The organism is Phytohabitans sp. LZ39 (assembly GCF_059359075.1).
Genome location: NZ_JCADBM010000011.1, coordinates 270,675 through 291,321 on the forward strand (window position 1 = coordinate 270,675; position 20,647 = coordinate 291,321).

Genomic DNA, 20,647 nt, shown 5'->3' on the forward strand with positions numbered 1-20,647 from the left:
GCTAACGATCACGAGCGCGGTGGACGCCGCCGGGCCCCGCACCGAGAGCGCTATTCAGAACGGTTTATCCCCACGTGCGGTAGATCTCAAGTCCGGTGACGGTGCGTAGTACTTCGGGGAAGTCGGTGAGGCGTCCGCGCCAGCCGGTGTCGAGGACCTTCCAGTTGACCAGGTAGGCGATCGCGCGTTCGACTCCCGCGCGGGTGCTGTTGATCGCTCGGTTGCAGGCGCGTTGGATCTCGGTCAGTTCGGCGTTGTGGGGGTTTGCGGGTGCCGGTGATCGCCCCGGTGCCCAGGTAGCCGAGGTCGGCGAGCATGCCGGGCCCGCCCGGTTGCAGGTGGTTGGCCCAGCGGTCGGCGATGCCGGACTCGGCCAACGCCTTGCTGTCGTGGCGGGCGCCGGGTACCGGTAGGCCGGTGTCGATCAGCCTGCCGACCAGGTCGGATACGGCTTGGACGTTGAGGCCGGCGGTGTGGCGCTTGCCGGAGTACAGATCCGCGACGCCGGCGCGGTTTCCGGTCGGTGCCAGGAACCCGTCAACCAGCACGGCCGACCGCTTGGTCTGCTGCCGTATCTGACCGGCGAAATCCGCAGTGACCGCGCGCAGCAGCGGCCGCAACCGGCGCACGATCCGAGACACCGTCGATTGTGAGCAGCCGAACAGCTCGCCGGCCACCGCCTGGGACTCGTTGCGGCGCATTAGGAACAGGGCCAGCACCACCGCTCGGTACAGGCCCAGCACCCGACGTCGTCCCTTCACCGGCTGCCATACCCCGTCCAATAGTTCGAACACCGCGGTCACCAGGTCGGCGACTTGATCGCCGCGTAGCCCGGTCATAGCCTGGCAGCGCGGCGGTTGCCCCATGTTGATCTCTTTGGTCCACACAACCCAGGTGATCTACTGCCAGGCTGCCGCCGTTACCCGTACCGACACCCGTGTTATCGACCACAGTGGACCGTCAGACGTTCGGAGAACAGCGCTCATGGCACAGCCGCGAACCAAGGCCGGCACGTGAACGTGCGGGAGGCGGTCATCGAGCGGCGCTGCTGGTCGTGTGGATTGATGGCGTCGTGCCGGGCGTACGAGTCGGTCGTGCAGAGCCGGCTCCAGTGGGGGATCTTGTATCAGTGCGCCTCGTGTGACGAAACCGCGGAGGAGTGCGGCTGGGACCAGACCCCCGCCGAGGTCCGGCAGGCGCTACTCGACCAGTGCGGCGTGTACCGCTTGCAGGTCGCGCAGGGCACCACGCGGATGCCTATGCTGCGGGTCTTCCGAGCCCGTGGCGTACCGGTCCGCGAAGTGTCCACCCTGGTCGAAAGCATCATAAACGCAGGTCAACCGGGCACCGAGGCGGAGTTGGAACTGCTCCGGCTGCACTTGGCAGCAGCCGGCGTGCGGGCGACCGTCACGCAGGACGCTCCTCCACCACCGTAACGTGACCACGCTCCAGGGGCCCGCGCAGCCCGCCGTAACGCGTAGTGGCAACGCGCGTTTAGCCCATAGTGGACCGTCAAACGTTCTGAATAGCGCTCCGACCAACCGCCAAAGTCGACGGGCCATTGGATACCAAGATCTGGCGGCGGGCCTTCCGAACCAAGGTCTTGCCCGGGGGCTTGCACCGCGGGCCGGCAGTGGACGGCCGGGGGTTTCGGCGAGCGCTGCGAGCCGCCGGCCGGGAGCGGTGCCCGCAGGAGCATACGGTCTACAGCTGGCGCGGACCGGGGCAAATATATCTCCAGACACTCACAAAAGGGCGAGACACCCCGGATCCGAAGCTTCAGACCTCGACGGTGATCTGCTCGTCGCGGGTGCCTTCGTCCAGGAGCAGCCTGGGGACGACGCCGGCGGCGAGCACCTGGTCCCGGCTCGGCCGCGGCGCCGGTCGGCGCGAGGGGCCGGGCATCGGGGTGCTCACGGTGCGGTCTCCCCGGCCGGGGCGGCGTCCGCCGGGACGATGCTCAGGACCTGGTCGACCCGGGCGATGCGCAGGATCCGGCGCAGTCTCGGGGTGGGCGCGCGCAGGGTCAGGCGGGCGCCGGCCCGCCACATGTCGCGGTGCACGTCGAGCAGCAGGCCTATCCCGGCGGCGTCGATGGTCGCGCAGCCGGCCACGTCGAGCACCAGGCTGTCGGGGCGCAGCCGGACCGCGGCGTCGAGCACGGGGCGCAGCGCGGGCAGGCAGGCGACGTCGAGGCGCTCGGTCACGTAGACCTCCACCACCGGGACGTGGCACGGTGCGGTCGCCATCATGCGGACAGTCTCCGGCCGGGACATGGTGGCGCCCCCGCGGCTCCATGACGGTCTGGTGACGGCCCCGAGCGGTCAGCGGGAGTCGAGGAAGGCGAGCACGGCCAGCACGCGGCGGTGGTCGTCGTTGGCCTCGGCGAGGTCGAGCTTGGCCAGGATGTGGCGCACGTGCTTTTCCACCGTGCCCTCGGTCAGCCACAGGCGGCGGGCGATGCCGGCGTTGGAGCGTCCCTCCGCCATCAGGGCGAGCACCTCGCGCTCCCGCGCGCTGAGCGCGGCCAGCGGGTCGTTGCGGCGGCGGGCGCTGACCAGCTCCTGGATGAGCGCCGGGTCGACCACCGAGCCGCCGCGGCCGACCCGGCCGAGCGTGTCGATGAACTCGGCCACGTCGCTTACCCGGCTCTTCAGCAGGTAGCCGACCGCGCGGCCGCTGGCCAGCAGCTCCATCGCGTGGTCGAACTCGGCGTGCGCGGAGAGGACCAGGATCGCCGTGTCGGGGTGTTGCTGCCGGATGGCGCGGGCCGTGTCGAGGCCCTCGGTGGTGTGGGTCGGTGGCATGCGGATGTCGATGACCGCGAGGTCGGGCCGGGTCTCGCGGACCACCTCCAGCAACGCGGCGCCGTCGCCGACCTGGGCGACCACCGTGAGGCCGGAGCGCTCCATCAGGCTGGCCAGGCCCTCGCGGAGCAGGACGTCGTCATCGGCGATGACGACCCGCATAGGGGTCGTCTCGCCGGTCTCCGTCATGGTTCAGCATTATCGACCATCGGACAGCGCCCGCTGCCCCCGCATCAGCCACCGCGCCCAGAGCAGGAGCAGGCCGACCGCGGCGACCCCGGCCATCAGGCCCCAGTTGAGGATCGTGTACACGTGCACCTGGGCCTGGGTGACGCCGGGCTGCTGGCCCAGCTCGATCATGCGCAGCTGGGCGGTGGTGCCGGTCAGCAGCAGCGTCAGCCACACCGCGACGATGCCGGCCGCGTCCCACATCGCGTGCAGGGCCGAGACCAGCAGGTACCAGCCGAACACCGAGCCGCGCGCCTTGGGCCGGCCGTTGCGGGCCCGCGCGGCGGTGGCGAAGAGCGCGCCGCCCAGGATCGCGGTCCACAGGCCGTGGCCGACCGGGGCGAGGGCGCCGCGCAGGGCCTCGGTCTCCACCACGTTCAGCAGCGACAGGCCGTTGGGCGTGAAGAGCGATGTGAACGCGTAGCCGGCGCTCTCCAGCGCGGCGAACCCGAAGCCGACGGCGGCGCCGAGCACCATCCCGTCGCGGACGGTGTAGCGGTTCAGGCGGCGGGCCAGCAGCCACAGCGCGCCGAGCTTGACCGCCTCCTCGATGAGGCCGACGCCCACGAAGCCGAGCGCGGAGGGCTTGCCCAGCAGCGCCGACTCCAGCACTGAGGCGCCCAGCACGCCGAGCACGCCGCCGACCACGAACGCGGTGAAGATCCGCTGCGGGGTCAGCACGCCGTCGGCGCGGGCGAACGCGAACACCACGAACGTGACCGGCACCAGGAAGCTGCCCAGCAGTATCACGGTCGGTACGAGGTTGACGTTTCCGGTGGCGAACGTGATCAGCACGGTCGCCACCCACAGCGCGGCGCCCGCGAGGAAGGTCTTCAGCCAGCTCGGGACGTGGCGGCGGCGGTGGGTCACGGCCTGCGTGTAGACCGCCGGCGGGGCGAAGGAAGTCATAGCGCTCATAGACAAAGGCTGGCAGCGAAGGCGCCTTCCGCGCTTCGCCGCCAGCCTCCCTTCCGGGTACCGGCTAGCCGGTATTCAGGTCTGCCGGATGGCTTCGTCGACGTCGGTGCCGTCGATGGTCTCCCGGTCGAGCAGGACCCGGGTGAGCCGGTCGAGGGTGGCGCGGCGGTCGGTGAGGGTGGCGACCGCGCGCTCGTCCGCTTCCCGCAGCAGGCGGCCCACCTCCTCGTCGATGACGCGCTGGGTGGCCTCCGCGTACGGGCGTACGGTGTCGAGCCCGCCGAGGTAGGACGGGCCGCCGCTGGTGAAGCCGACCGGCCCGAGGGCGGCGCTCATGCCGAACTCGCGGACCATCCGGGTGGCCAGCTCGGTGGCGCCGGCGAGGTCGTTGGCGGCGCCGCTGGACACCTGCCCGAACACCACCCGCTCGGCCGCGCGCCCGCCCATGCGTACCGCGAGGGAGTCCTTGAGGTAGCCCTCGCTGTACAGGTGGCGCTCGTCGACGGGCAGCTGCTCGGTCACGCCCAGCGCCTGCCCGGCCGGCAGGATCGTCACCTTCGCCACCGGGTCGGCGTGCGGCGACAGCGCGGCCACGAGCGCGTGCCCGGCCTCGTGTACGGCCACCGCGCGTTTCTCCTCCGGCAGCAGCGCGTTGGTGCCGTCGCGGCGGCCGAGCAGGATCCGGTCGCGCGCCTCGGCGAAGTCGAGGGCCTCGATGACGTCCCGTCCCGCGCGGACCGCGAAGATGGCCGCCTCGTTGACCAGGTTGGCGAGGTCGGCGCCGGAGAAGCCGGGCGTGCCGCGGGCCACCACGTTGAGGTCCACACCGGACGCGAGCGGTTTGCCGCGGCTGTGCGCGACGAGGATCGCCTCACGCTCCCGCTGGGCCGGCAGCGGGATCGCCACCTGCCGGTCGAAACGCCCGGGCCGCAGCAGCGCGGGGTCGAGCACCTCGGGCCGGTTGGTGGCCGCGATCACCACCACGCCGCCGGCGGGGTCGAAGCCGTCCATCTCCGCGAGCATCTGGTTGAGCGTCTGGTCGCGCTCGTCGTTGGCGAACAGCTGCCCACCGCGGCGCTGCCCCAGCGCGTCGATCTCGTCGATGAACACGATGGACGGTGCCTGCCGCCGCGCCTCCTCGAACAGGTCGCGCACGCGCGCGGCGCCGACGCCCACGAACATCTCCACGAAGCTGGAACCGGTCACCGAGATGAACGGCACGCTCGCCTCCCCGGCCACCGCGCGGGCGAGCAGGGTCTTGCCGGTGCCGGGCGGCCCCACCATGAGCACGCCCTTGGGGCCGACCGCGCCGGCCCGCCGGTAGCGGTCCGGGTGCTTGAGGAAGTCGACCACCTCGCTGACCTCGCGCTTGGCGCCCTCGTAGCCGGCGACGTCGGCGAACGTGGTGCTCGGCCGCTCCCGGTCGAACAGCCGCCCGCGCGAGCGCCCGATGCCCATCAGCCCGCCGATCTGCCGGCGGGCCGTCCGCCCGGTCCACAGGAAGAGGGCCACGATCAGCAACAGCGGCAGGAAGCTCAACACCAACGACCAGACCGGGGTACCGGACGGCTTGGTGCTCACCTGCACGTCGTGCTGGTCGAGCAGCTGGGTGAACTGCGGGTCCTGCAAGCCCACCGGATAGCTGGAGGTGAACGTGGTGCCGTTGGTGAGCTTGCCGGAGACACTGCCGTCCTGGCCGAGCGCCACCGAGGCGACCTGGCCGGCGCCGATGTCCGTCTTCAGCTGCGAGTAGGTGAGGCTCTCCGGGTGGTGCGCGGCCGGGTTGGGCACGAAGAACAGCGCCATCGCGACGAGCACGCCGGCCAGCAGCAGCCACACGCGCCAGCGCGGCGGGCGGGGCGGCGGTGCCTGCGGCGGCCCAGGCCTCGTCGTCCCGCGGTCCAGGAGCTGACCGCCGGTTTCTCTCTTCATCGCGTTCTCCGTCTACAGTGGAGTGCCGTCGCGCACGGCGGCGGCCTCGGCGGGGGTGAGCTTGATCGCCACGGCGGCCACGTTGTCGTCGAGGTGGGACACCGTGCCGGTGCCCGGGATCGGCAGGATGGCCGGCGACCGGGCCAGCAGCCAGGCGAGCACGATCTGGCGCGGCGTCGCGTCGTAGCGCTCGGCCAGCGTGGTGATCGCCGGGTTGCCGTCGAGGTCCTGGATCGGCGCCCACGGCAGGAACACCATCGACTCCTGCTCACACAGGTCCACAAGGGACTCCGAGCGGCGGTCGTCCACGTTGTACCTGTTCTGGACCGACACCACCGGAGTCAGCGCCTGGGCCGTCCGCAGCTGCTCCTCGGTGACGTTGGAGACGCCGATGTGCCGGATCTTGCCCTGCTCCTTGAGCTGTACGAGCGCGCCGATCGAGTCCTCGTACGGCACCTGGGGGTCGGGCCGGTGGTGCTGGTAGAGCGGGATCTGCTCCAGCCCCAGCCGCCGCAGGCTGCCCTCGCACGCCGCGACGAGGTGCTCGGGCCGCCCGTCGGCCGGCCACGGCCCGCGGCCGCGCCGCACCAGGCCGCCCTTGGTCGCGATGACCAGATCTTCCGGGTACGGGTGGAGGGCCTCCCGGATCAGCTCCTCGCTGACGTGCGGGCCGTACGAGTCGGCGGTGTCGATGAACGTGACGCCGAGCTCGACGGCCCGGCGCAGTGTCGCCTTCGCCTCCTCGCGGTCGGCCGGCTCGCCCAGGATGTAGGGGCCGGTGATCCGCATGGCGCCGTAGCCGAGGCGGTTGACCGTCAGGTCGCCGCCGACGTCGATCGTGCCGGCCATCGAGGCGTGCACCGTGTTCCGCGCTGGCATGGGTCAGGACCCCCTTCGTCGGGAAACTCGCTGTGCGTTCCAGCCTCGCCCCGCCCGGGCGGTGGGCCATCGCGGTCAGCGGGAATGTGGCGATACCCGCTAGCGGGTAGACGAACCTATACCTGCTACCAGGAATGCGCCGGTGGCGGGCCGGATGCCATGCTCTGGGCATGGTAAGGCGCTGCCTGATCGTCGACGACAACGAGCGGTTCCTGGCTGTCGCCCGCACGAGCCTCGAGCGGGACGGCCTGGAGGTGGTGGGCACCGCGACCACCGTCGCGGACGCCCTCGACAAGACCGACCGCCTGCACCCGGACGTGGTGCTGGTGGACATCGCGCTCGGCGCGGAGAGCGGCTTCGACCTGACCCGCCAGCTCGTCGAGCGCCACCCCGACCTGCGCGCGCGGGTCGTGCTGATCTCGACCCGCCGGGAGGACGACTACGCCGACCTGATCGCGCTCAGCCCGGCCGCCGGCTTCGTGTGGAAGGCGCAGCTGTCCGGCGGTGCGGTGCGCGAGCTCGTGCCGGAGACCTCTTGACGGCCCGCTGGCTCCGCGGCCTGCTGGCCGGTGCGGTCGGCGTCGCCGCGGTCACCGCCGTGGTCGCCCTGGTCGAGCCGCACCTGCCCGCGATGAGCCTGCTCGTGCTGTACCTGCTGGCGATCCTGCCGGTCGCGGTCCGCTGGGGTGCCGGGCCGGCGGCGGTGGTGTCGGTGGTGAGCACGGTGCTGTTCGGGCACCTGTTCCTCCCGTCGAGCCGGCGCTGGTGGTTCACCGAGGTCGACAACGCCGTGGCGATCGGCGTCTTCCTCGTCACGGCCGTGGTGGTCGGCGACCTCGCGGCCCGGCAGCGCCGGGCGGCGGAGCACTCCGCGCGGCTCTCGGCCGAGCAGGCGGCGCTGCGGCGGGTGGCCACCCAGGTGGCCCGCGAGGTGCCGCCCGAGGAGGTCTTCGCGACCGTCGTCGACGAGGTCGGCCGCCTCCTCGGCGCCGACTCCACCACCGTCGAACGCCTCGAACCGGACGGCCGGCGCACCGTCGTCGCGCGCAGCGGCTCCGCGGCGGACGGAGCGGACGAGCTGGTGATCCCGGTGGTCGCCGGCGGCCACACCTGGGGCGCCCTCACCGCGCGGCGGGGCAGCGACGGGTTCCCGGCCGGCGCCGAGCGGCGGATCGCGGAGTTCAGCGAGATCGTGGCCATCGCGATCGCGAACGCGGAGAGCCGCACCCAGCTGGCCGCCTCCCGCGCCCGGGTCATCGCCGCGACCGACGCCACCCGTCGCCGGCTGGAACGCGACCTGCACGACGGCGCCCAGCAGCGGCTCGTCTCGCTGGCGCTGGAGCTGCGCCAGGTGGAGAGCGCCGTCCCCGCCGACCTGGCCGGATTGCGGACGGACCTCGACCGGATGGCCGGCGACCTCACCGACGCCCTCGACGAGCTGCGCGAGCTCTCCCGCGGCATCCACCCGGTGATCCTCTCGGAGGGCGGCCTCGGCCCGGCCCTGCGCACGATCGCCCGCCGCGCCGCGGTCCCGGTCGAGCTGGACGTCCGCACGACGTCACGGTTTCCGGAGCCGGTCGAGGTAGCCGCCTACTACGTGGTGTCGGAGGCGGTCACCAACACCACCAAACACGCCGCGGCCACGCACGTCCAGGTCACCCTCGACGCCAGTGGCGGCACCCTGACCCTCCGGGTACACGACGACGGCGCGGGCGGCGCCGACCCGGCCCACGGCTCGGGCCTGACCGGCCTGCGCGACCGCGTGGAGGCGCTGGGCGGCGCGATCCACGTCACCAGCCCGCCCGGCGCCGGCACCACGGTCGACGTCTCGCTCCCCCTGTGACCGTCAGCCGATCTCGGCGACGATGTTGCCGTCGGGGTCGCGGATCCGCGACTTCACGATCCGCACGGACAGGTTGGGCGCGCTCGGCAGCCGGTAGGTGCCGGCGACCGGGCGCAGCGCGCCGGCCAGCTCGGCCAGCACCGGCGGCGGCACCTGGATCTCCGCGAAGCCCTCGCCCCGGTCGGTGACCGTCACCCGCTCGCCCGGCTGGAAGCCGACCGCGCCGTTGGGGCCGTCGACCAGCAGCCCCCGGCCGAACGGCAGGCGGGCGGCCAGCACCCGGCCGACGCGGGCGGCGGCGTTCGCGCCGAAGGTGAGCGTGGTGCCGGCGGCCGGCCCACTCTCCCAGCTCGCCTCCGCCACATACATCGAACCGGTCGACGAGCCCTCGCGCCGCACGCCGTCGGCGATCGCGGCCGCCACCGCCGGGTCGTCGGTGAGCGTGCCGCGGGCGAGGTCGGTCACGAAGAGCGGCAGGTGCGGCGCCAGCGCCTGGAGCAGCGCGGCCGCGTCCCACAGCTCGATCGTCGCGTACTCCTCCAATGTCAGCCCCACCACCTGGAGGAAGCGCAGCCGCCCGTGCGGCGTGCCGATCACGCCGAGCTCCGGGTCGTCGACGAACGTGATCGCGCGGATCGCCGTGTCCGGCGCGGCGAGCGAGATGGGCCCGTTGAGGTCGACGTGGTGGCCGGGCGCGAACGGGTTGCCACTGCTGAACACGTAGCGGGCGAGGTTCTGGAGGAAGTTGAGCGCCCACACCGGCGGCTCGGTCTCCGCGCCCCGCGCGACCCGGAAGGTGAGCTCGAAGCCCCACCCCGACTCGTCGGGGTCGTCGGACTCCTTGTCGTACAGCTCGGACATGCCGTAGCTGACGAAGTGCCAGTGATCGTCGCGGGGGTAGACGCTGAGCCCGTCGAGCGGATCCGGCCCACCCAGCCGCCACTTGACGACCGTGCCGTAGTGGAGCGGCTCGACGCCGGGGTAGATCCGGCCGAGCGCCCCGTCGATCGCGTCCCAGCCCGCGGGCATCACGGCGTCCCGGTCCTGCGGCGGCGCAGGACCATGCCGGCGATCGCGGCGAGGAGCAGGACCGCCGCGCCGACGATCCACCACACGGTCGACGAGGAGGAGTCGTCGTCGCCGGCCTGGGCGACCGGGGTCGGTGAGGGCAGGGTGGCGGCCGGTGGCGGCGCGGCGGTCGTGGCCTCGGCGCTCGGGGTGGGGAGGGCGCTGGGGCTCGGCGACGGCGCCGCGGCCCGGTTGGTGAACGTGAAGCTGCCCTGCATCGGGTGCCCGTCGGCCGCCGTCGTGCGCCAGGTGACCGTGATGACACCGACCGCGAGCCCGTCGACCTTCTGGGTGATCGTCTTGTCGAGCACCTCGGCGGCGCCGGCGCTGTGCGACGTCTTGTCCGGTCCGGTCACCGCGACCGTGGTGCCCGGCTTTTTGACCAGCCCGGTGAACGTGAGCGTAACCTCGGTGACCGGCTTGGTCGTGGTGCTCTTGGCCGCCGGCACCGTGCTCTTGAGCTCGGTGTGCGCCGCGGCGGGCGCGGCCGGCACGACGATCCCGAGGGCGGCGGCGAGCACGGCGGCGGAGGCGGCCAGCAGTCGGTGACGGTTGTCCACGGCGCCCACCGTAGCGGCTCCCGGTGCAAAGGTCCCGGGAACTTTTCGGCGCTTCGGGACGACGCGGCCGATCAGTATCCTCCGATCCGCGGCCACTCCGGCTCCACGCCCCCGCGTACCAGCGACGCGCGGAAGTCGTCGAACCGCCGCGGGTCGGCTCGCACCTGCCGCGGGGCCAGGCCGGTGTCGAGGCAGTGCGCGGCGAGCGCGCCGGCCACTTCGCCGATGTTCCACTCGGTGGGGTGCATGCGGTAGCAGCCGTTGGTGATGTGCGTGGTGCCGATGTTCTTCCCGGCCGGCAGCAGGTTCTCCATCCGCACCGGCAGCAGCGCGCCGAGCGGCAGGTGGTACGGCGTCGCGCCGACGTCGATGTACGTGTCGAAGCCGGTCGAGGGGTGCAGGTCGATCCGGTACGCGCCCACGCCGACGCTGTCCGGGTACACCACCGAGCCGTGCTCGCCCCGCACGTCCAGGGACAGGTCCTGTTCGACCACTGTGTACTCGGCGCGGACGCGGCGGGACTCGCGGATGTACGGCGCCTTGGCGAAGCCGTCGGCGGTGCCGAGCACGTCGCCGCGCGGCCGCAGGCCGGGCCAGCCGGTGCCGCCGTCGGGGCGGGGCGCCTCGGTCTGGAGCCAGTACAGCATGCTGAGGCTGAGCTGCCGGGACGAGGCGAGGTGCTTGGCCTGCTCCGCCTCGCCCACACCGATCAGCGGCCCGAGGAAGTAGTCGATCATCGGCCAGTTGACCAGCGTGACGTCGCTGCCGACCGTGCCCGCCGGAAACGTACGGCGCGCGACGATCCGCCGGAAGACCCACAGCTCGCTGTCGCCCGCGCTGACGCTCTGGTCCGCCACGACGTCGCTCTCGTCGGCGGGGTTCGGCACGAACGAGCGGGGGTACCGCCGCAGCGTCCGCGGGTCGGGCGCGGTCAGCGACACGAGCTCGCCGCCCCAGAAGTCCGGGCTGAACCCGCGCCAGAAGTCGTACTCGGCGGGCTTGTCGACGGTGTGGTCCTCGCCGGCCCGGTGCTCGATCGCGAAGCACCACGAGAACGCCTGCATGTTGTCCGGCTGCGCCCGCGCCGGGGCGTGCGGCTCGCCGGTCTCCGCCCGCGACTCGAAGCCGGTGACGTGCTCTGTGCCGGTCAGCGGCAGCAGGTCGCCCAGCTCGGTGGCGTCCAGGACGTACGGTGCGGCGAGCTCCGTCCGGTTGCCCTCGACGTCCTCGACCACGACGGCGCGCACCCGGTCACCGTCCACATCGGCCGCGATCGGCCGGGTCCGGAGCAGCACCCGCAGCCGGCCGGCGGCGGTCCAGGGGGCGAGCATCGCCTCGATGACCGCGGCGGCCACCCGCGGCTCGTGACACAGTGGACTGACCGTGCCCTCCCCCGGGTTGAGATAGCGGGCCCCGCGGGCCCGGTCGCTGAGCGGGTACCACCGGCGGTAGTACTCCCGGATGCCGTCGCGCAGCTCCCGGTAGCTGGCCGTGCAGCCGAACCGCTCGATCCACGGGTGCTCGTCCGGCGGCACCGCCTGCGCGGTCAGCTGGCCGCCGAGCCAGTCGGTTTCCTCGGTGAGCAGTACGGTGCGGCCGCGGCGCAGCGCCGCGAGCGCCGCCGCCACACCGCCCAGGCCGCCGCCGACGACGAGCACGTCCGCGCTGGTCATGCGTTCACCTCGCGGAAGTACTCGACGGATCCGCTCTCGATCAGCGGGATCAGGCTCAGCAGCGCGCCCCACGAGTGGAACGGTTCGCTGTTGGCCTTGTCGCAGCCCTCGCCGGTGTTCGCCGAATAGTTCTCGTGCACGTGACGCGCCTCGCTCCATTCCTTCATCGCCAGTTCGGCGCTGCGCTCGGCGAGCCAGCTCCGTTCCTCGGTCAACCCGGCCCGCCGGAGTCCGATGTAGACCAGGAAGTTCATCGGCGGCCACACCCGCCCGTGCCAGTAGTAGCTACGCGACGCGGACTCGGCGTCGGTGCGGGGCGTGGACGGCACCGACCAGCGGCCGCCGAAGTACCGCTCGTCGCGCAGGTAGCGCTCGACCATCCGCCGGTCGCGGCCACCGGCCCCGATCCCGGCGAGCAGCGGGTAGAAGCTCATCGGCGAGATGTCCGCGGTGAAGTCGCCGGTGTCGGTGCGGCGGCTGCGGTACGAGCCGGTCTCATCCGACCACAGTAGACGCTCCATCGCCTCCGCCACCGCGGTGCCGCGCCCGCGCAGCTCGTCGCGCTCGGCGTCGCGCCCGAGCACGGCGGCGATGTCCGCGAGCGCCGCGCAGTCCATCGCGTACTCGCTGTTGAGGCTCACGTCGTGCGCCATCAGCAGGCCGACCGTCGGGTCGTACGGGATGTCCGCGAAGATCGGATGGTCGTCGCAGCCGCTCTCGCAGGTGGCGCCGAAGTGCTGGTTGATCCGCGGGATGTCCTGCGGCGACGGCCACTCCGGCTCGAAGGCGGTGGAGCCGAGGCAGAGCAGCTCGCCGTCCCGCCGCGTGTTCCACCACCACCTGTTCCAGCTGAGCAGGCCGGGGAACACCTCTTCGAGGAACCAGCGGTCGCCGAACCGCTTGTACAGCTCCAGCGCGGCGAGGGAGCCCACCGGCGGCTGCGAGCCGTCGTACGTGCGCCGCCCGGTGCCCTGCTCCACGTTCGGCACGAAGCCGGCCGGCGTGAGCGCACGGGTCATTTCGACCGCGTTCGCGTACGCGAGGTCGGCGCTGAACAAGCCGGCGAGCAGCGCATTGAAGTAGTTGTCCCAGCAGAAGAGGGCGTAGCCGCCGCGCTTGCCCACGTTCCACAGTCGACTGACCGTGGTGACGACGCGTTCGCCGGCCGGCTCGTAGACGGTGTTCCAGGCGATGGCGTCCCGGATCAGCTCCCGGTGCTCCCCGTCGGCGTCCTCCGGACGCGCGAGCCGCGCGCCGGCGACGATCCGCTGGACGGTGGCCAGGTCGCGCGGTGCCCCGGTCGAGACGCCGACCGGGCCGTCCAGCCGCACCGCGAGGTACGGCCCGGTCAGGTCGACGTACGGGTCGTGGTGCCCCGGCGCGGTGGCGGAGACGGTGACCGCACGGCCAGGCAGTTCGGCCGTGACCCCGTCTCCGGACCGCCGCACCGCGCCGGGGCGGCCCCACAGCAGTCCGACCGCGACGGTCAGCGTCGCCGGCTGGACCTGGTTGGCGAGGGGCGTGGCGAGCAGCACCAGGTCGGGCCCGTCGTGCGCGCTCTCGACCAGCACCTCGACGCCGCGCCAGCGCACGGTCACGGAGGTGTAGCTCCCGTCGATCGCGTGCGGGCCGAGCGTCACCTCCTCCGCGTCCTGCTCGCGCCGTCCGATCTGGACCCGGTTCAGGACGTTTCCGCGGTAGTACTCCTTGAGGCCCAGCGATACGGCGAGCCCGTCGGGCAGCAGCACCTGGGTCAGCAGGCTGTGCGTGTCCCAGGTGTTCCAGCCGCGCGCCAGCCGCCGCTGCGCGTCCTCGTACGACGTCATTCACTCGCCTCCGGTATCCATACCCGCATCGCGTGGGGTCCCCTGTTCGCCCAGGCGAAGTACGGGATGAGCGTGGTGTCGCCGGTGCGCAGCACGGTCACACCGCCGAGCAGCTCCGGCCGGTTCTCGGCGCGGATCGGCGCGCCCGCGTCCAGGCGGATGTCTTCCAGCGTGACACCTTCCGGCTGGTCGGGCTGCTCGATCGCGTACACCAGCGGCCCGCGCGCGACGGCGACGCAGCCGCGCAGGGCGTCGACCCGGTCGTCGGGCCGGATCAGCCGGGGCGGCATGGGCAGCTCCAGCACGAGGCGGTCGCCGGGCCGGAACACCTGCCGCAGCCGGGCGTACCCGCCGGCCGCCACCGGCTCGCCGTCCAACGTGGACCCTTCGGCCCACGCCGGCACGCGCAGCGCCAGCTCGACCTCGCCCGGCGGGGCGGCGCGCACGGTCAGCACGACCCGCTCGTCCCACGGATAGGCGGTGTCGACGTCCACGGCCAGCGCGCCGGACGACAGCGAGCCCGGGGCGTACTGGTGGATCTGAAGGCCGTCGCCGGTGCCGGTGGCCAGGTAGGCCGGCAGGCTCGCCAGCGTACGCAGCAGGTTGGGTGGGCAGCAGGCGCAGTTGAACCAGGGCCGCCGACCGTTGGCGGGCGCCCGCTGCACGTCGGGACGGGCGCCGGTACGCCGGTGCAACGTGTTGACGTAGAAGAACTCGTCACCGGCGAGCGACACGGCGGGCAGCACCGCGTTGTAGAGCAGCCGCTCGATCTGGTCGGCGTACTCGGCTTCGCCGGTGGCCAGCAGCAGCCGCCACGCCCACTGGAGCATGCCGATCGCGGCGCAGCTCTCCGCGTACGCCCGGTCCGGTGGCAGCTCGTCGTCGTCGCCGAACGCCTCGCCGTCCCAGCGGGACCCGACGCCACCTGTCACGTGCTGCTTGCGCCGCGCCACGTTGTCGAACTGGCGGCGCACGGCGGCCAGCAGCGCGGCGTCGCCGGTCTCGATGGCGACGTCGGTGGCGCCGGCGGCGAAGTACACCGCGCGGACCGCGTGCCCGGACAGCGTGCCGGCCGCGCGCACCGGCTCGGCGTCCGCGTAGTGGCCCGGGTCGCCGTAGGGCGACGGGTCGAAGCCCGGCTTGGTGGCCCGGCCGTAGCCGCGGGTGTCGACGAAGTGCCGGGCCAGGTCGAGGTAGCGCGGCTCGCAGGTCTGCCGGTGCAGCTCGACGAGCGCCATCTCCACGAGCGGGTGCCCGTCGAGCTCGGTGCGCCCGTGCGGGCCGAACGTGGCGGCCAGGTGGTCGGCGAGCCGGGTGGCGACGTCGAGCAGCGTCGTGTCGCCGCTCGTGCGGGCCGCCGCCACCGCCGCCTGGAAGAGATGGCCGGCGCAGTAGTGCTCGTGGCTCATCCACAGCTGCGTGTACGGCTCGCCGCCGCGCACCTGGATGACCGAGTTGAGGTAGCCGTCGGGGCGCTGGGCGGCGGCGACGGTGCGCGGCAGCTCACCCGCGTCCAGGCCGGCCCAGGCGACGGCCTCCAGCCACTTGTACACATCGGAGTCCCGGAACGCGGCCCCTTCGACCACGCCGGTCTCCGCGCCGGCGGCGATCCGCAGGTTGCGGATGTGGCCGGCCGCGACGAGCCGCTCGTGGACGACCGGGATGGCCGCGTGGTTGGCGGCCAGCCGCGGGGCCCAGAACCCGCCCGCCAGCCGGCTCGCCGGCATGGGCAGGGGGCGCAGGGCCACCGCGGCGTTCGCACCGGGTACGACAGGGCTCACTGATCGACCCTCAGGAAGCGGACGGCGTCGGCGATGACGGTGCGGTCGGCGGCGTCGGTGAGCACGACGTGCCCGTCGATCCCGCCCTTGAACGGGAACACGCCGAGCGACGTCCACTCCCCGCCGCGCGGCGCGGGTGCGCCGGCGACCTGCTGGTTGACCGCGACCGGGGTGCTGCCCTCGGCGTGGTGCACGGTGTAGGTGGCGTTGGTCGCGCGGTTGGTGCCCGCCGAGTAGGAGACGAGCACCTCGTACCGGCCGTCGCCGGGCAGGGCCGGCTGCCAGTCGACCGCACTGGCTCCGGTGCCGGGCCCGTGGGAGAGGTAGTTGAAGCCGTAGTAGCCGGGCACGCCGCGGCTGCTCGGCCACGAGCCGGACACGAGCTCGAAGCCCAGCTCTCCGTTGTCGACGGTCACGTCGGGGCGGACGTCGGCCGGGTGGGGCGCCCGCACGAGGCTCAGCTCGTCGACCGACACGGCGGTGCCGCCGCCGCGCCCCGGACCGGCGAGGGTGAACCGGATCGCGTGCCGGCCGGAGCGCAGCCACGTCTTGTCGAGCCACAGCACGTCGTAGCCGGCGCTGCGCCACGCGGTCATGTCGACTGTGGAGTTTCGCGGCTCCCCGCCGTCCACGGTGATGCGTACCACGCCGCCGTCGAGCGTGCGGAAGTACCGCAGCCACAGCTCGTATTCGCCGGAGCGGCCCACCACGAAGGGGTACTCGATGTAGTCGCCGGCGGCGCCGGGCGTGTAGGCGGCGCGCGCGCCGTGCCGGGCGGTGGCCTCGCGCACGACCGCGACCGTACCGCCCGAGCGGCGGGCCAGCGGCGCCATGCGGCCGAGGTCGAGCGCCTGCTCGGTCACGCCCGGCCCGTCGGCGAGGGTGTCCCGGCCCTGGGTGAGCCACTCCAGGTTGAACCGGGCGGCGGCCACCCGGCGCGGCGTGCCGTCGAGGTCGCCGTCGCAGCCGTAGAGCAGCACGATCGTGCCGTCGGAGAGCCGCGTGAGGTCGGAGTAGAAGGCGCGGCCGGGGTTGACGACCCGGCTGTACCGCCAGCTGTCGCCGTCGTCGTAGCTGACCGAGACGGTCATGTTCCACCGCATGGGCGCGTCGGGCCGGCTGAGGAGCACCCGACCCCGGCTGAGCCGCAGCAGCCCCGCGTCGACGCCGTTGAAGAGGCCGGCGCCATCGTCGAGCCGCGGCACCGCCCAGGTCAGACCGCGGTCTTCGCTCACTGTGACGCTACGCGACCAGTTGCTGCCCGAGCCGGCCCGGCTGTTCATGAGGACGGTGCCGTCCTCGCGCTGCACCAGCCGGGCTTCGCCGACCGTGGGGTACTCCGGCCCCATCGGCACGGCTCCGCCGGACTTCCAGGTGCGGCCGTGGTCGTCGCTGTACAAAGTGGAGACGCCGTAGTTGCGCTCGCTCGTCGGTACCCCGGTGATGATCGTGCGGTGCGAGACGGTGAGCAGCAGGCGGCCGGTGTCGAGCTGGATGCCGTGCCCCGGCCCCGGCCCGTGCATCGACCAGTTGTACGGGAAGTGCGCGAACAGGTCGGTGAGCTCGCGCGGCGCGCCCCAGGTCACGCCACCGTCCACACTGGAGATGACGTACATGGTGCTGGAGTCGGCCGAGCAGCTCGTGTTCTCCGGCAGGCGCACGCACCAGTTGTAGAACAGGAAGACCTCGCGCGTGCGGCGGTCGACGACGAACGTCGGGTTGGCCCAGCACTGGCCCTCGGTCGCGGCGACGAGCGTCTGTGTCGGCGTCCAGGTGGCCCCGCCGTCGGTGCTGCGGCGCAGCAGGATGTCGTGCGGGCCGGCGTCGCAGTTCTCGTACCGCCCCTCCGTGACGGCCAGGACCGTGTCGTCCGGCAGGGCGGTGAGGGCGTGCACGTGGTAGCTGGCCAGCGGGTCGACGGTCGAGTCCCAGAGCGTCGTCTCGGCGAAGAAGGGGGTGGCGGCACCGGAGGCGAAGGCGCTCGACGGCACGAAAGTCGCGGCGGCGCCCGCCGCGAGCCCGAGCGTGAACGTCCGCCTGCTGATGGATTGAGGCATGCGGGGGTCTCCTGATCCAGAGGCCGGTGGGGCGATCTTATTAATACGTATTAAGATCAACCGTCTGTGACGCTACTTGACGGCTTTACGCACGTCAACGGGGCGGCAACAAGACCGAAACAGCTTGTTGACGTTGGCGGGACACGACGAGTACGGTGGCTCCACCGGATCTTCTAATACGTATTAATTGGAGCTGCGGTGACCCCATCCCCGCGCCGAGGCCGGCCCACCCAGGTCGACATCGCCCGCCGTGCCGGCGTCTCTCAGGCGACGGTATCTCTTGTGATCAGCGGCGGCGCCGTCAGCGACCAGGTGGCCGAGCCGACCCGACAGGCCGTGCTGGCCGCGGCCGCCGAGCTCGGCTACACGGCCAACGTCGCGGCCCGCCGCCTGCGCGGCAAGCGCAACAACCTGCTCGGCATATACACGTTCGAACCGGTCTTCCCGGTCGACCAGCGCGACTTCTACTACCCGTTCCTGGTCGGCGTCGAGGAGGCGACCGCGGCGCTCGGCTACGACCTGCTGCTGTTCAGCTCGGTCACCTCGGCCGCCGACCGCTCCATCTACGCCGGCGGCGTCAACCGGCTGCGGATCGCCGACGGATGCGTCCTGCTCGGTCGCAACGTGCGCCGCGACGAGCTCGCCGCGCTGGTCCGGGAAGACTTCCCGTTCGTCTTCCTCGGCCGCCGGGAGCTGCCGGACGCCGACATCTCCTACGTGGCCGCCGACTACGTCGCCGCGACGAGCGCGATGGTGACCACCCTCGCCGGGCACGGGCACGAGCGCATCCTCTACCTACGCGCCACCGACGACACCGAGCCCACCCGCGACCGCGAGGCCGGCTACCGCCAAGGTCTCGTCGCGGCCGGGCTCGCGGTCGACGAGTCGCTGATCCAGGCGCTCGCCGACCCAGCGGAGCTGACCGCCGAGCACCTGGAGCACTGGATCGCGCGGTACGGCGTGACCGCCGTGCTGGTGGAGCCCACGGAGGACACCAGACTGACCACCGCGCTCGACGAGATCGCCGCCGCGGCGCGGATCCGCTTCCCGCAGGACTGCTCGATCGCGCTGCTCGGCGACCCTCCATCATGGACTCCGGACCGCCGGGACTGGACCCGCTTCTCGCTCCCCCGCGTGGAGATGGGGCGCGAGGCCGCCCGCATGCTCATCGAGCTGCTGGAGGACCGGCGTACGGCACCCGAGCGGGTGAGCCTGCCGTGCACGTTCGTGCCCGGCGACTCGATCGGGCCGGCGCGAGCGGGGCGTCCGTCATGATCCGGCTCGTCGTCAAGCGCCTGCTCATCGGCGTACTCGTGATGTGGGGCGCGGCCTCGCTCATCTTCCTCATCGTCCGCGTCGTCCCCGGCGACCCGGCCACCATCCTGCTCGGCCCGGACGCCGACCAGCAGCAGATCGACGAGTTGACCGCGCGGCTCGGGCTCGACCAGCCCAAGCTCACGCAGTACGCGCACTACCTCGCCGACGCGGCCCGGTTCGACTTCGGACAGTCGTACCGGCTGGGCCGGCCGGCGATGGACACCGTGCTGGAGCGCCTGCCGGCGAGCGTCGAGCTGATGCTCACGTCCACGCTCATCGCCGTCGTCCTCGGCGTCACGCTCGGGCTGCTGGCCGGCGCGCGCCCGGGTCGCGCGCTCGACCGGGTGGTGTCCGCGAGCACGATCGCGCTCCAGTCGTTCCCGACGTTCTGGGTCGGCATCATGCTGATCCTCATCTTCGCGCTGGCGCTGGGCGTGCTGCCCAGCGCGGGCTCCGGCACACCACAGCACCTCGTGCTGCCGGCGGTCACGCTCGCCCTGCCGTTCACCGCCATCGTCGCCCGGCTGACCCGGACCAGCGTGGCGGAGACCATGCGCGAGCCGTACATCCAGACGGCCCGCTCCAAGGGCCTCACCGAGCCGCAGGTGCTCACCGGCCACGCCCTGCGCAACTCGCTCATCCCCGTGGTGACGATCGTCGGGCTGCACATGGGCGGGCTCATCGGCGGCGCCGTCATCGTCGAAAACGTCTTCGCCTGGCCGGGCGTCGGCACGCTGGTCGTGGACGCGGTCGCCAACCGCGACTACGAGGTGGTGCAGGCGGCCACGTTCGTCATCGCCGGCATCGTCATGCTCTTCAACCTGCTGGCCGACCTGCTCTACACGAAGCTCGACCCAAGGATCAAGCTGGACGGCGTGTCATGACGGCGGCGTTGGAGCTCCAGACGGTAAGCGTCCCCCGGATCCGGCCGCGGCGCTGGCTCGGCCGCATCCCCTACCTCGTCCTGGGGCTGTACGCGGCGGTCGCCGTCATCGGCCCCCTGTTCATCGACTACGACCCGGTGCACACCTCGCTCCAGGACCGGCTTCTCTCGCCCGGGTCGGCCGTGTCCGGCGGCGGCACCGCGTGGCTGGGCACCGACGCGCTCGGCCGCGACGTGCTCGCCCAGATCGTGTACGGCGCGCGGACGTCGGTCATCATCGGCGTCTGCACCGTCGTCGTCGCCTGCGTCGTCGGCGTGGCCGTCGGCACGGTCGCCGGCTACTTCCGCGGCTGGCTCGACACGATCCTGGCCCGCGGCATCGACATCCTCCTCGCCTTCCCGGCGATCCTGCTGACCATCGTGATCGCGGGCGCGTTCGAGCGCAGCGTCTTCCTCGTGGTGACCGCGCTCTCCGCGACCGCCTGGATCTCCTTCGCCCGCGTCACCCGCGGCATCGCGCTCTCCCTGCGGGAGCGGGCCTGGGTCGACGCGGCCCGGGTGCTCGGCGTGCCCCGCCGGGCCGTCCTCGTCCGGCACATCCTGCCCTTCACCATCGGTCCGGTCGTCGCCCTGGCGACGCTGGAGTTCGCGCTCGTCGTGCTGGCCGAGGCCGGCCTCAGCTTCCTCGGCATCGGCCTGCCCAACTCGGCGGTGTCGTGGGGCCAGACGATCGCGAACGGCAAGCAGTACCTCGAAACCGCGTGGTGGATCTCGGCGCTGCCCGGCATCGCGCTGTCCGTGCTGATCGTCAACATCGGCATCCTCGGCGACCAGCTCACCGCCCGGTACGGCCGCGGCCACCTGAACTGACTGAC

General features: G+C 72.5%; 19 protein-coding genes. 6 read left to right on the forward strand and 13 right to left on the reverse strand.

Annotation, left to right across the window (positions count from 1 at the left end; translation table 11 throughout):
- Window positions 1-86: 86 nt before the first annotated feature.
- Window positions 87-887 carry a transposase family protein gene (locus AC5L36_RS22600; RefSeq protein WP_441218705.1) on the reverse strand — a complete coding sequence of 267 codons (801 nt, stop codon included), beginning with the start codon at window positions 885-887 and terminating at the stop codon, window positions 87-89.
- A gap of 126 nt (window positions 888-1,013) precedes the next feature.
- Here AC5L36_RS22600 and AC5L36_RS22605 point away from each other — a divergent pair, with 126 nt between their 5' ends.
- Entirely contained in the window at window positions 1,014-1,436 is a 423-nt protein-coding gene (locus tag AC5L36_RS22605) for a hypothetical protein (RefSeq protein ID WP_441218706.1), read from the forward strand.
- A 343-nt stretch (window positions 1,437-1,779) separates the two neighbouring features.
- Here AC5L36_RS22605 and AC5L36_RS22610 read toward each other — a convergent pair whose 3' ends face one another.
- The 6 genes from AC5L36_RS22610 to AC5L36_RS22635 all read right to left on the reverse strand — a co-directional run bounded on the left by AC5L36_RS22610 (window position 1,780) and on the right by AC5L36_RS22635 (window position 6,764).
- Window positions 1,780-1,917, reverse strand: coding sequence for a hypothetical protein (locus tag AC5L36_RS22610; RefSeq protein ID WP_441218708.1), 138 nt, complete (start codon window positions 1,915-1,917; stop codon window positions 1,780-1,782).
- Window positions 1,914-2,252 carry an STAS domain-containing protein gene (locus AC5L36_RS22615; protein WP_441218709.1) on the reverse strand — a complete coding sequence of 113 codons (339 nt, stop codon included), beginning with the start codon at window positions 2,250-2,252 and terminating at the stop codon, window positions 1,914-1,916. The genes AC5L36_RS22610 and AC5L36_RS22615 overlap by 4 nt, the downstream gene beginning before the upstream one ends.
- Window positions 2,253-2,324: 72 nt before the next feature.
- Window positions 2,325-2,969 (reverse strand): response regulator, encoded by a 645-nt coding sequence (locus AC5L36_RS22620; RefSeq protein ID WP_441218777.1) that lies wholly within the window; start codon window positions 2,967-2,969, stop codon window positions 2,325-2,327.
- A gap of 36 nt (window positions 2,970-3,005) precedes the next feature.
- Window positions 3,006-3,953 carry a PrsW family intramembrane metalloprotease gene (locus AC5L36_RS22625; RefSeq protein ID WP_441218711.1) on the reverse strand — a complete coding sequence of 316 codons (948 nt, stop codon included), beginning with the start codon at window positions 3,951-3,953 and terminating at the stop codon, window positions 3,006-3,008.
- A gap of 75 nt (window positions 3,954-4,028) precedes the next feature.
- On the reverse strand, window positions 4,029-5,885 hold the full coding sequence (ftsH, locus tag AC5L36_RS22630) for an ATP-dependent zinc metalloprotease FtsH (protein WP_441218713.1): 1,857 nt from the start codon (window positions 5,883-5,885) through the stop codon (window positions 4,029-4,031).
- Between the two features lie 12 nt (window positions 5,886-5,897).
- Window positions 5,898-6,764: an aldo/keto reductase gene (locus AC5L36_RS22635; protein WP_441218715.1), complete on the reverse strand. Its 867-nt coding sequence runs from the start codon at window positions 6,762-6,764 to the stop codon at window positions 5,898-5,900.
- A gap of 170 nt (window positions 6,765-6,934) precedes the next feature.
- On the opposite strand from AC5L36_RS22635, the gene AC5L36_RS22640 reads away from it, so the two are divergent.
- Both AC5L36_RS22640 and AC5L36_RS22645 read left to right on the forward strand, forming a co-directional pair.
- Window positions 6,935-7,303 carry a response regulator transcription factor gene (locus tag AC5L36_RS22640; RefSeq protein ID WP_441218717.1) on the forward strand — a complete coding sequence of 123 codons (369 nt, stop codon included), beginning with the start codon at window positions 6,935-6,937 and terminating at the stop codon, window positions 7,301-7,303.
- Window positions 7,300-8,607, forward strand: coding sequence for a DUF4118 domain-containing protein (locus AC5L36_RS22645; protein ID WP_441218719.1), 1,308 nt, complete (start codon window positions 7,300-7,302; stop codon window positions 8,605-8,607). Before AC5L36_RS22640 ends, AC5L36_RS22645 begins: the two co-directional genes overlap by 4 nt.
- 3 nt (window positions 8,608-8,610) lie before the next feature.
- Here the strand turns inward: AC5L36_RS22645 and AC5L36_RS22650 are convergent, their stop codons facing one another.
- The 6 genes from AC5L36_RS22650 to AC5L36_RS22675 form a co-directional block, all read right to left on the reverse strand.
- Complete coding sequence (locus tag AC5L36_RS22650) at window positions 8,611-9,636, reverse strand: suppressor of fused domain protein (protein ID WP_441218721.1); 1,026 nt, start codon at window positions 9,634-9,636, stop codon at window positions 8,611-8,613.
- A complete protein-coding gene (locus tag AC5L36_RS22655) occupies window positions 9,636-10,235 on the reverse strand; it encodes a copper resistance CopC family protein (protein WP_441218723.1) in 600 nt (199 codons plus the stop codon). The genes AC5L36_RS22650 and AC5L36_RS22655 overlap by 1 nt, the downstream gene beginning before the upstream one ends.
- Before the next feature lie 71 nt (window positions 10,236-10,306).
- Window positions 10,307-11,908: an FAD-dependent oxidoreductase gene (locus tag AC5L36_RS22660; protein WP_441218725.1), complete on the reverse strand. Its 1,602-nt coding sequence runs from the start codon at window positions 11,906-11,908 to the stop codon at window positions 10,307-10,309.
- A complete protein-coding gene (locus AC5L36_RS22665; protein ID WP_441218727.1) occupies window positions 11,905-13,734 on the reverse strand; it encodes an MGH1-like glycoside hydrolase domain-containing protein in 1,830 nt (609 codons plus the stop codon). Before AC5L36_RS22665 ends, AC5L36_RS22660 begins: the two co-directional genes overlap by 4 nt.
- Complete coding sequence (locus AC5L36_RS22670; RefSeq protein ID WP_441218729.1) at window positions 13,731-15,515, reverse strand: glycoside hydrolase family 127 protein; 1,785 nt, start codon at window positions 15,513-15,515, stop codon at window positions 13,731-13,733. The genes AC5L36_RS22665 and AC5L36_RS22670 overlap by 4 nt, the downstream gene beginning before the upstream one ends.
- Window positions 15,512-17,572 carry a golvesin C-terminal-like domain-containing protein gene (locus AC5L36_RS22675; protein ID WP_441218731.1) on the reverse strand — a complete coding sequence of 687 codons (2,061 nt, stop codon included), beginning with the start codon at window positions 17,570-17,572 and terminating at the stop codon, window positions 15,512-15,514. Before AC5L36_RS22675 ends, AC5L36_RS22670 begins: the two co-directional genes overlap by 4 nt.
- A 198-nt stretch (window positions 17,573-17,770) precedes the next feature.
- On the opposite strand from AC5L36_RS22675, the gene AC5L36_RS22680 reads away from it, so the two are divergent.
- Genes AC5L36_RS22680 through AC5L36_RS22690 form a run of 3 tightly spaced genes read left to right on the forward strand, consistent with a single transcriptional unit; the run spans window position 17,771 to window position 20,642 of the window.
- Window positions 17,771-18,847, forward strand: a complete 1,077-nt coding sequence (locus AC5L36_RS22680; protein WP_441218733.1) for a LacI family DNA-binding transcriptional regulator — start codon at window positions 17,771-17,773, stop codon at window positions 18,845-18,847.
- Entirely contained in the window at window positions 18,844-19,773 is a 930-nt protein-coding gene (locus AC5L36_RS22685) for an ABC transporter permease (RefSeq protein WP_441218735.1), read from the forward strand. The genes AC5L36_RS22680 and AC5L36_RS22685 overlap by 4 nt, the downstream gene beginning before the upstream one ends.
- Complete coding sequence (locus AC5L36_RS22690; protein ID WP_441218737.1) at window positions 19,770-20,642, forward strand: ABC transporter permease; 873 nt, start codon at window positions 19,770-19,772, stop codon at window positions 20,640-20,642. Before AC5L36_RS22685 ends, AC5L36_RS22690 begins: the two co-directional genes overlap by 4 nt.
- Window positions 20,643-20,647 lie beyond the last annotated feature (5 nt).

Bases quoted from the DNA above. Each gene is read 5' to 3' on its own strand.
- AC5L36_RS22625 (WP_441218711.1), bottom strand. From the start codon at position 3,953: ATGAGCGCTATGACTTCCTTCGCCCCGCCGGCGGTCTACACGCAGGCC.
- AC5L36_RS22615 (WP_441218709.1), bottom strand. From the start codon at position 2,252: ATGATGGCGACCGCACCGTGCCACGTCCCGGTGGTGGAGGTCTACGTG.
- AC5L36_RS22660 (WP_441218725.1), bottom strand. From the start codon at position 11,908: ATGACCAGCGCGGACGTGCTCGTCGTCGGCGGCGGCCTGGGCGGTGTG.
- ftsH (WP_441218713.1), bottom strand. From the start codon at position 5,885: ATGAAGAGAGAAACCGGCGGTCAGCTCCTGGACCGCGGGACGACGAGG.
- AC5L36_RS22620 (WP_441218777.1), bottom strand. From the start codon at position 2,969: ATGCGGGTCGTCATCGCCGATGACGACGTCCTGCTCCGCGAGGGCCTG.
- AC5L36_RS22635 (WP_441218715.1), bottom strand. From the start codon at position 6,764: ATGCCAGCGCGGAACACGGTGCACGCCTCGATGGCCGGCACGATCGAC.
- AC5L36_RS22675 (WP_441218731.1), bottom strand. From the start codon at position 17,572: ATGCCTCAATCCATCAGCAGGCGGACGTTCACGCTCGGGCTCGCGGCG.
- AC5L36_RS22650 (WP_441218721.1), bottom strand. From the start codon at position 9,636: ATGCCCGCGGGCTGGGACGCGATCGACGGGGCGCTCGGCCGGATCTAC.
- AC5L36_RS22640 (WP_441218717.1), top strand. From the start codon at position 6,935: ATGGTAAGGCGCTGCCTGATCGTCGACGACAACGAGCGGTTCCTGGCT.
- AC5L36_RS22685 (WP_441218735.1), top strand. From the start codon at position 18,844: ATGATCCGGCTCGTCGTCAAGCGCCTGCTCATCGGCGTACTCGTGATG.
- AC5L36_RS22665 (WP_441218727.1), bottom strand. From the start codon at position 13,734: ATGACGTCGTACGAGGACGCGCAGCGGCGGCTGGCGCGCGGCTGGAAC.
- AC5L36_RS22690 (WP_441218737.1), top strand. From the start codon at position 19,770: ATGACGGCGGCGTTGGAGCTCCAGACGGTAAGCGTCCCCCGGATCCGG.